The following is a 6973-nucleotide window of genomic DNA, read 5'->3' as shown; positions in this document are numbered from 1 at the left end:
TCTGCTCTTTAAACTTGATAAAATATACTCCTCTAAATTATCCTTTGCCATATATAAAGCTTTTGTCTTTAAATTCTCATAAGCTTCCTCTTTAGCTTCCTTAGAATTAAAATCACCTAAGTATTCTTTAGTTTTACTTTCTACAGCATCTTTAAGGATCTTATAATAATTCTTATTTTTATCTATATCTTCATATAAATTTATAAAGCAGCCCACTCTATCCTTAACTAGATTGCCTTCTGTATTTATTAATTCTGGTATGACTTTTTTTATTTCATCCTCTTTTGCATTTTTTAGGAAGGTCTTTAAGTCTTCAGTATAATTATTTTCATATTTAAATTTATTAAAACTTTCATATGCATCAGTATATAATTTAAAACTTTTATATCCTGAGCTGATTAGGCTAGTCCACTCTTCTTTTTCCTTTAAGGCATTTTCTTTTATATCCTGCCTTGAAGTAGCTAACGCATTATTTAAAGCTTCCTTTGAAGCTCTTAAGGTCATTATTTTATTCATGAATTTTTCTAATTCTTCTTCATTGTCTAATACGATGTAATATATTTTAACTCCAAGTTCTGAAGAATAATCTTCATGATCTGGTAACATATCATCTTTTAAATAATCATATAAATCTATGATTTCTAACAAAATCTTATTTTCATACATGTTTTTTATTATTTCATTTTTATCTTGCCCTTGTATATCTTTTAAATTATTATAAGTAATCTTGTATGCTTTAAATTTATAAATATGCCCTTTTTCCATTACAACATCTCTATTAGAACTTAAAAGATCGTCATAAGCATTAGAAAAATAAAGTTTTTCCTTTTGCTTAAGTTTTAAAGGTTCATTTACCTTGTAAAAAGAATCCTTGCTCAATAGAGGATTGATAATTTCATTTAAAGAAAACATATCCTTAAAAGTAGATTCAGCTAAGTATTTTCCATATTGAATTTTAGATATACTCTTTTCATTTTTTATTGTAGCTAAAGAATTTATATTCATAAGGTACCCAGCCTTTCTTTTATTTTATTTTGAAATTTATCTTTATTGCTTTCATAAGCATTAAAATTTATTGCAGGTGATGTAGAGCCATATTTAAAATTTATATTTATATCTGTAAACCCTGCTTCACTTAAGGTTTTTTCCAGTTTATATTTAGCCTCCTGAAGGCCTTTTATTTGATTTGAAACACTTATAAGTTCATTAGTATTAATTTTATTTTGAACTTTATTTGTACTTTTAACGGAGTAATTTTGTGTTATATTCTCTTGAGTTGGTATTAATCTAACCTTCATTTCTTTACTTTGCTTATCATCTCTATAATACTTAGCTATATTTTCTATAGGAATAATTGGCTCATTTACTTGTTTTTTCTTTAGCAGTTTTTTAATATTTTGAGCATCTTTAATCTGAGTGCTTTTTAAGTATTTGTCTTCCAACATTCCTATTCAACTCCTCGTCATTCCATTTAGGTCCCATTATAAATGGTTCATCAATTAAAGGCTTTTTTAGCTGAAGTTTATCAATATTATAAAGCATAGGATCAATTCCCTTTGTCCATAGTTCCTTATCTGTAAGCTCCTTTTCAGCTTCTTTAATTTTTTCCTCATCTATTTCATATTCTACTTTTATAAATGATCCATCACTATTTCTACAGCCTCTAAGAGAAAGTATTTTTTCTGCATCAGCAGTCATTTCCATCATTTTTACATAAGACATATCATTGATTTCCTTTAAAGATAATTCAGAAAAAGCAGCTTTAATAATAAGCTTACACTCTTTTATAAAGGTCATATTGTTTGTGCGGTTTTCCTCTAGAATTTCTGTTAATCTTATATCCTCAAATATCATGGATTTATCTATAATGACTGATGCTGTAAAATCTGAAAAGCCTGCTATTCCAAGATTAGCAAAGTCTATATTTTCTGGATATACTATTGCTAGCTGACATATGGCATCATTAAAGGTAAAGTTGTCTTCTGCAAACATTTTACATTCTTTGTATTCATAACTTGAAATCAATCTAAATAAATATTCACGATTATTAAATTTAATATATATTAATTTCTCGCCATTATATTTTTCTTTAATCGAAAGAATATCATAAAGTTTCATAGGTTATATCTCCTGTATGACATAATCTTCTGTAAAGCCTGATTTCTCCATAATAACTGCTGCCAAGGTAGATGCTATTCCTGCCTTTTGAGAAGACATTACATTATAATCATAATTCTCTGGCCATAGTACTGCTGCATTGCATATACTTTCTTCTCTTTGAAGAGAATTAATGTCTACAAAGCTTACAAGCTGCTTATATTCAAATCTACCTAAAGTTCTAAATACAAAGGAATACTTACCTAAAAGTTCAATAACGTATATGTCATAGCCTTCCCATTCCTTTTTCCATAAATCTACTTGAGATTTTGTAGGACCTCCTGGAAACACTTCTTCATCATATGGATTAAGTGTTTTTGTTTCTTCATAGGTAATAGTATTCTCCAAAGGCTTTTCCTTCAAATTATTGTTTAGTTTATATTCATCCTCTTTCTGTACTTCCTCTTCTTCATTAAATTCTTCCATAATCCTTGAATAGTCAAAAGACGCATCTGCATCCCCTTTGTTTTGTTTCATCAATTGTTTTTTAGCCATTGCTGCCATTGCACTTAATTCTTCTCCACTTGCATTAAATCCACCCATGATTAAAATCCTCCTCTAAACTTTTTTATTATATTCTCTAATTTTTAATCATCTTCACTATATACAACATCTCTTGCAACAAATTCATAAACGTCATATATTGGCTCTCCACTAGCATTCATTTCTTGAGTCACACTCATTGGAACTACTTTTATTAGCTTTCTTGCTTTCTTTCCTTTAGCTCCATAAACTATGGTCATATCAAATTTACTTCTTCTAAGGGAAGACATATTATCTGGACTGAAAAATGGCTTATTATTTGAACGTTCATAAGAACCCGAGTAATTTTCCAAAGTATCTGTAGTCGAATTAGATTCTTGGAGGGGGTTTATATAACCGCCACCAAAATAAGCAGTATTTGCTAAAAGATTGTAAATAAAGTCATAATCTCTTTGGTAGTCATTATCATTTAAGCTGCTTATGCTTGAATCATTCCATCTGTTATTTCCATCTGTTAGGTTATCGCTTCCCATAACTACTATTTTTTTACCTAGAAGATTATAATCTCCAGGATCAATCGATGATATGCTGCCATCTCTAACATATTCATCTGGTCCTGAATATACATATCCTCCATTTCCTGTAACGTAGCCATCAATAATGTCTCCACCTCTAATATTTCTTATATCTGTTATATAATTGTGCAGATCTTCACCATACTTTTCTCCATTTAAGTCATCACTTAAGGTATAATTTCCATCATTATTGAAATTAATACCTCCAGCACTATTAGGATTATTATCATTTCCATCATTATCATAATCTTTATTTTTTTGTTCAGGATCTAGGTTTACAAGATAATTTCTATCTAAGAAATTATCACTATCCACTATGGTTACTTCTTTTTCTCCAGTTTTATCTAATTCAACACCTTTAGTTAATACAAGACCATCAAATATAGCATTCCAAGTTGGTTCATTTAAAACACCTTCAGCTGGTTTCATTTTATTAATTATTTGAAATTTTTTAATCATCTTTTGAGTATTAACATCATAATATCCAAAGACTAAATCATTTATATTAATATCTGCTTTATTATTATAATCCTGAAGATATAAGGCAGTTTGAATAGCATGAATTCCAATATCATAGGGTACCTTTTCCCTAAAATCTAATCTTGAATAAGTATCAGTATATAGTGTTGCGATATTTTCATATTTACCCAAAGCTAAATCACCTCACTCTTTTTTATATATCCTGTTGTACCTTCATTAATTTGCACATAATACCATTCATCATCTAAATCCTTTAATATTACAACCTTATTTTTCGCCTGTATTGTAAAATAAGCTGGTGATTCTTCTGTAGGTTTGTATCGTAACTTTGTAATACCTGTTGTGATTTTTACATTCTTCCCTGATAAATCTAATCTGTTTAATAAAACAATATCAATGTTACTGTTAACTTCCAAACTATTTGCTTTTTTGTATTCTGCTACAGCCTTTTGAGTTTCCAAATCATTTGTACCAGTAACTTCAACTCCGAGCCTATGCTGAACATCTGCTATAGTGCTTGATTTCACATCTTTGTATTGTGGCACAATATTAGACGATCCAAGCGTATCCTTATCAGTTGTATATTTATAAACCCAATTTGGCACATTAGTACTTTTTGTATTGACTAATTTCTTATTTCTTATATCTTTATAATCATTGGTTATATACTTATTTGGATTTGTATTTCTTACAGGTACTTTAATAACTCCTTGTACAATTCTTGTTCCTATTGCTAAATCGTCATATCTCCTGCTTGAATATCCATAAATAGGTTTAACATTTTCACTTACAGAAAACTGAACTGCACTTATGTCTTCATATAATTCATCATTAATATATATAAATACATCAGCTCCTCCAAAGAACTCTTCAGTATATATATTATGTTCTCTGTTATTGCTTTCATTATTAAATGCTATAGTTTTTGGTGATGTATCTGGCATATTATCTCTCCTTTAACTTTACAGTCCATTTAACACTAGTTCCACCTATAGGTGTTATGATGAAATCCACTTTCAAAGGTATTGCTTTCTCTTCCATATTATATATAAAGGCAGTTGATAAATAGCTTAAAAGAAGCTCCCTTGAGTCTCCTGCTTTTAACTTATAATATCTGCATGCAAAAGTGGAAGCATTGTTCTTAAAATATGCTATTGCAGAAATTCTAAATTCAACATCACTATTTACCTTTACAGATGCACCTATTAAATCTGGATTAAATTCATCTATATAATAACTGTACATCTTGCCACTTTCAGTTTTTTCATCACAATTTACAATAAGGCTACTTGCAGGAGCTTTTGTATCTTCCTTTGCAATATATCCTGTATTACCATAAAAAGTTATCTTTATAAATTCACCACAATCATAGCCAATATAGTCATCAAGATATTTTGTTATTCCTATTATGTTATCTTTATCTGTATTTGAATAAACATATGCTCCATTTTTATTTTGTATTTGAATTATTACCTTCTGCAAAACATCGTCCAACTGTGACATTGCTGCCTCTTTAAGAAAACTATCTTTGTCAGTCAATAGGCTATATGTAGCATCTGTTAATTCTCCTGTGACATTTAATTTATTTTTTGACTGAAAATCCTTTATTGCAAGTACCGTTTCATTATCAGCTATTCCATTTAAATCAACCTCATAGCCTTCAGCCTTTAAGGCTGTTTGTGCTGCTTTCAATTTACCATAAGAGGAGGTTTTTGCTGAAGCTAAATTATTATATAAATCATCATAATCACTTTTTGAAAAGGCATAGCCAACCAAGGTTTCTACTGTATAATTGCTTCCAAGTGCTCCACTTTGAACTATTGGATTTATTCTTGAAAAATCATCTATATCTCTTGCTACAAAGCTAAAAGTATTTTCTATATAAATATCTTGTACTGATATTACCTGGCCATCTTCATAAAATTCAGCACCATAAATATATAGTTGTGAAGCTGCTCCATACTCATTTGCGCAAACAATCATAATATCAAAGAACGGTAATTCGTCTGCTTTCAGCTTTCCATGAGCCTCTAAATAAGGTATCTGTTCCTTAAGATCCTCAACTAAATGCTGATTTACTAGAGTAAAAACCATTGTTCCTGCAATGCTTCGCATACCTCTTGTATATCCACCAGTATTAATTTTTCCAAGTAGTGGAACAGGTTTCTTTTCTCTATATACTGAATGTGATATGGTACTTAAAGAGCCTAATAATATCGGTTTTGACTGAGGAAATATTAAGAAAGCAACAGCATCAGAACCAGAAAAAGTTTTATAAAAAGTATTTAAATTGCTCATCATCTATCTCCTTTTTCTCTTAATTATATGCCTTACTAAAAAAAGATTGGCTAGGAGCCAATCTTTTTAAGCACCAGAAAGAAAATAATCTATAAAGATATTTATCTATTATTTTCTTTATTGTACCTTAATACTTTTCTTAAGAAACTTTAACAACAGATTGTCCTGAAACAGTACCGTTTTCATCTCTAAAATATACACCTTTAACAAGTGGTGAAATTCTTCTAGCAATATAAGTTAATTGTCTAGACATTACTGTAGTATCTACTGATGCACCAGAGCTTTCATTTAAGATGTCTACATCATAGATCTTTTGGAATGCACATTGACCATATTCATTACCAAAAGTTAAAGTTACATCAAATGGAGGTAATGTATCAGCATATAATACATTTTGTCCTCTGATTGGAGAAAATCCAGCTGGCACTCTTACATTAGTTTCTGAATCTGTCCATCCTGAAACTTCATTATTACTGTCTAATGTTGGTTTAGAATTAGAACCTTTTACTGTAGTTGCTTGAATTTTTGATGTACCAGTATATCCAAAATCACTGCTTCCATTGGCTCCACCAAAATTATTTTTGATTGCTTCTTCTGCTGTTATATTCCATCTTAGCATATCAACTGCATTTAAAAAGTTTTCTGTATTATTTACAGATACATTTCCAGCTGCTGTAAACATAGCTGCAGGACTTATTTTATCCCATACTCTCTTAAGAGCATTTACTAGGCTGTCTTCATCAAATACAGCAAATACTAAACTTCCTGCAATACCACGTTTACCTCTTGAAAAACTTCTTGCATCTGAGCTTCCAAGTGTAAATACTGGAGCTTTTTCTCTTTCAATAGCCCATGAAATTTGTTGTAGTTCTCCTACAACTTGGTTAGCAAAACTTACTACTAAATCAGCTCCGCTAAATGATGTCATTGTGCTTATGTTTGGACTTGACATATATCATACCTCATTTTTCTATTTACTT

General features: G+C 29.9%; 7 protein-coding genes and 1 pseudogene. All 8 read right to left on the bottom strand.

The genetic code is table 11. The features are described from left to right. Positions 1–1005: pseudogene (locus L3B98_RS21685) on the bottom strand (hypothetical protein); the annotation flags it as partial. Further along, the gene (locus L3B98_RS21680; protein WP_238918225.1) at positions 1002–1445 is read right to left on the bottom strand and encodes a hypothetical protein; all 444 of its coding nucleotides are present in this window, start codon (positions 1443–1445) and stop codon (positions 1002–1004) included. The gene L3B98_RS21680 and the pseudogene L3B98_RS21685, both read right to left, overlap by 4 nt. After that, positions 1408–2118 (bottom strand): hypothetical protein, encoded by a 711-nt coding sequence (locus tag L3B98_RS21675; protein ID WP_238918224.1) that lies wholly within the window; start codon positions 2116–2118, stop codon positions 1408–1410. The genes L3B98_RS21680 and L3B98_RS21675 overlap by 38 nt, the downstream gene beginning before the upstream one ends. A gap of 3 nt (positions 2119–2121) precedes the next feature. Then, positions 2122–2700, bottom strand: coding sequence for a hypothetical protein (locus L3B98_RS21670; protein WP_238918223.1), 579 nt, complete (start codon positions 2698–2700; stop codon positions 2122–2124). Between the two features lie 44 nt (positions 2701–2744). Beyond that, entirely contained in the window at positions 2745–3866 is a 1122-nt protein-coding gene (locus L3B98_RS21665; protein ID WP_238918222.1) for a peptidoglycan-binding protein, read from the bottom strand. A gap of 2 nt (positions 3867–3868) precedes the next feature. After that, positions 3869–4639 (bottom strand): SH3 domain-containing protein, encoded by a 771-nt coding sequence (locus L3B98_RS21660; protein ID WP_238918221.1) that lies wholly within the window; start codon positions 4637–4639, stop codon positions 3869–3871. A gap of 1 nt (position 4640) precedes the next feature. Next, the gene (locus L3B98_RS21655) at positions 4641–5993 is read right to left on the bottom strand and encodes a peptidoglycan-binding domain-containing protein (protein WP_238918220.1); all 1353 of its coding nucleotides are present in this window, start codon (positions 5991–5993) and stop codon (positions 4641–4643) included. Positions 5994–6132: 139 nt separating this feature from the next. Beyond that, complete coding sequence (locus L3B98_RS21650) at positions 6133–6945, bottom strand: hypothetical protein (RefSeq protein WP_015395892.1); 813 nt, start codon at positions 6943–6945, stop codon at positions 6133–6135. Positions 6946–6973: the final 28 nt, after the last annotated feature.

It is taken from the genome of Clostridium sp. YIM B02555 (assembly GCF_022320955.1).
Lineage (GTDB): Bacteria > Bacillota > Clostridia > Clostridiales > Clostridiaceae > Clostridium > Clostridium saccharoperbutylacetonicum.
Note: the sequence above shows the minus strand (reverse complement) of the source record. Positions and strands in the feature narration are given on the sequence as shown.